The sequence below is a fragment of the Pseudomonas sp. FSL R10-1339 genome (assembly GCF_009600545.1).
Lineage (GTDB): Bacteria > Pseudomonadota > Gammaproteobacteria > Pseudomonadales > Pseudomonadaceae > Aquipseudomonas > Aquipseudomonas bubulae.
In genome coordinates this window covers 1-2,612 of record NZ_WIVQ01000187.1, presented here as the reverse complement: position 1 = coordinate 2,612, position 2,612 = coordinate 1, and the positions used below count along the sequence as shown (strand labels likewise).

Below are 2,612 nucleotides of genomic sequence, written 5' to 3'. Positions count from 1 at the left end.
CGCGGTCAATAGCGCCAAATTCAGCGGGATTTTCAACTTACTGCGCGGTTGCGGCAAGTTGATCGGAGCTTCCTTAGGGTGCAAACGTAGGAATTGCCGAATCACGCTCCCATGGCGGACAAGGCGACCAAGCCTCCACAAGCTTATCGATGAAGAGACGAATTTTTGGAGAGAGATGTCGCTTGCTAGGGTAAATCACCCGAATAGGCTCTGCGGCCTCTGCATACCCTGCGAGCAATTGAACGAGTTTGCCGCTCCTCAAATCGTCATTTACCACATAGGAAGGAAGAGTCGCGATGCCTAGGCCAGCGACAGCTGACTGGTGCAATGACTCAGCACTGTCCATCTGTAGCCTTCCACCATGAGTAACGGGCACGGAGCTACCATTCACGCGAAAATTCCAAGGAAGCAATCTCCCACCGCTCACGAAATGCAGGCACTGGTGCTCGGACAAATCCTCAGGCGTTTTGGGCTCGGCATGCTCAGCCAGATACTTGGGTGAAGCGCAGGTAATCATTTGTTGATAGGCCACGGTACGCGTGAGCAACCGAGAGTCTTCCTTCGGTGGCCCGATGCGCATGGCCAAATCAAATCCCTCATCGATCAGATCGACCAGCCTGTCGGAAAATGTGATATCGACGCTCAAGGAGGGCCAATCCTTAAGACAGCACTCGATGTGCTGAAGGACATGAAGTCTGCCTAATGCTACCGGCAGGCTCATCCGCAGTCGCCCACTGGGTGTTGAACGACGAAACGCAAGGGCATCCTCCACGTCGCCCAGATCCTGAAGAACGCCCACGCAACGCTCATACAGAACCTGGCCGTCATCCGTCATGCTTAAACTGCGCGTAGTACGATTCAGTAAACGTACCTGTAAACGAGCCTCGAGCCTGACTATCGACTTCCCCACTGCAGAGCGCGTAAGGCCAAGCTGCTTGGCCGCCGCAGTGAAGCTTCCAGCGTTTACCGAGCTTACAAACGCTGCGATATCATTCAGGTTATGGAGTTCCATGGGGCCTCAAGGGTCTCAACGTTCGGGCGGCTTAGCACCTGTTATGGGGAACCCTATTCCCCAATACTAAGCATAGTATCTCAATTAGCTAATCCACTCCCATCGATCAATTGAGGTCATTATGAACACTAAAGTCCAAGCAGCCGTCCAAACCTGGGCCAACAGCCTTAGCGATCTGGTACCCGTTCTTAAGGGAATTGATACCACCACAAAAATGAGCGACATCCGCGACTCTTACGCAAAAATGCTCGCGCAAAATCCAGCGCCAGCTGGCGTTAAATTCGAAGCAGTCAACATGGGCGGCGTCCCCGGCACACTGGTTACCCCGGACGAGATCAAAACTGACGCAGTAGTGATGTATATCCACGGCGGCGCCTACATTGTAGGTCGTCCAGACGGCTACCACGGCATCGGTGGCAATTACGCGAAAATGCTCGGTGCTCGTGTGTACATGCCAGATTATCGTCTTGCTCCTGAGCACAAGTTCCCAGCCTCTGTTGACGACACATTGCGCGCCTACGAATGGCTGCTTGAGCAGAAAATCCCAGCTAACAAAATTGCGTTCTCTGGCGAGTCGGCTGGCGGCGCGATGGTTGTCAGCATCATGGTTGCTGCTAAGTCGAAAGGGCTTCCATTGCCTGCGGTTGGCTCCTCCATCTCACCATGGGCGAACCTTGAACACACCGGTGCTTCCATGAGCAACCGTGAAGGTCTGGATCCTCTGAACTCCAAGCCTGTCCTGGACATCCTCGCCAGAGCATTCCTAGGCGACACATTGGCCAATCATCCTCTGGCCTCACCTGTGTTCGCGGACGTCACCGGTCTTCCACCAATCCTGGTGCAGATCGGCGAGAACGAGCTGATGTTGAGTGATGCAATGCGCCTTGCAACTCACCTGGCTGATAACCGCGTTCGCGTAAACCTGGAAGTATGGCCTGCGATGTTCCACGCCTGGCACTTCTACGCCACCATGCTGCCAGAAGGTCAGCAGGCCATGGAGAGTTCGGTGCGCTTCATTGAAGCAGGCTTGGCCGAGGCTAATCCTTAACGCGTAGATCAGCCGCGACAACTATCCCGGCTGTCGCAGTTAACACATTGACATTAAAGCAAAGGTGCTAACCCAGGATGGGTATGAGCCTGCGCTGACGACGAGGCCCAAAGCTAGAGTTTTTCCGGCGCTCATGTTGAGTCGCCCCTGCTTTAGTTGACGGTCGATGACCGCTATTGGCCGGTAGTCGCCCGTTACGATGAACTGAACTCCGCTAAAATTACTGCCATCTGCGACCCGAATCTTGAGCTTGGGCGGCAGCGCATGTAGATACGCGGTCATCGGTGATCGAGCAATGCGCGAAATATAGCGATATCTAGTGATGTATAGCGAAATTCGCTATACATCACTAGATATCGCTAGACCTTCCTATATTTTGTACGCCAGCTCAGTGTGCGGATCGTTAAGAGTGCTGGTGCGGTGCGGCATTGTCGACATTTCTGGGGAGTCAGTTACCTGAGTTTTGCGAATTCGTGCTAGGCTCTGTACGTAAACCCAAGAAATACGATTTTCTGTAAAATACACCGCCATTAAAGCCAGGAGGCCAAGATG

3 protein-coding genes are annotated in these 2,612 nt (G+C 53.4%); 1 reads left to right on the top strand and 2 read right to left on the bottom strand.

Features of this window, described 5'->3' with window-relative positions:
* Positions 1 to 73: 73 nt before the first annotated feature.
* Positions 74 to 1,012 (bottom strand): LysR family transcriptional regulator, encoded by a 939-nt coding sequence (locus GHO03_RS24125; protein ID WP_153400656.1) that lies wholly within the window; start codon positions 1,010 to 1,012, stop codon positions 74 to 76.
* Between the two features lie 121 nt (positions 1,013 to 1,133).
* Between GHO03_RS24125 and GHO03_RS24120 the strand changes: the two genes are divergently transcribed.
* Entirely contained in the window at positions 1,134 to 2,060 is a 927-nt protein-coding gene (locus tag GHO03_RS24120) for an alpha/beta hydrolase (RefSeq protein WP_016779374.1), read from the top strand.
* Between the two features lie 369 nt (positions 2,061 to 2,429).
* Here the strand turns inward: GHO03_RS24120 and GHO03_RS25400 are convergent.
* On the bottom strand, positions 2,430 to 2,612 hold a 183-nt coding region (locus tag GHO03_RS25400), incomplete at its 5' end, for a hypothetical protein (protein ID WP_218574324.1).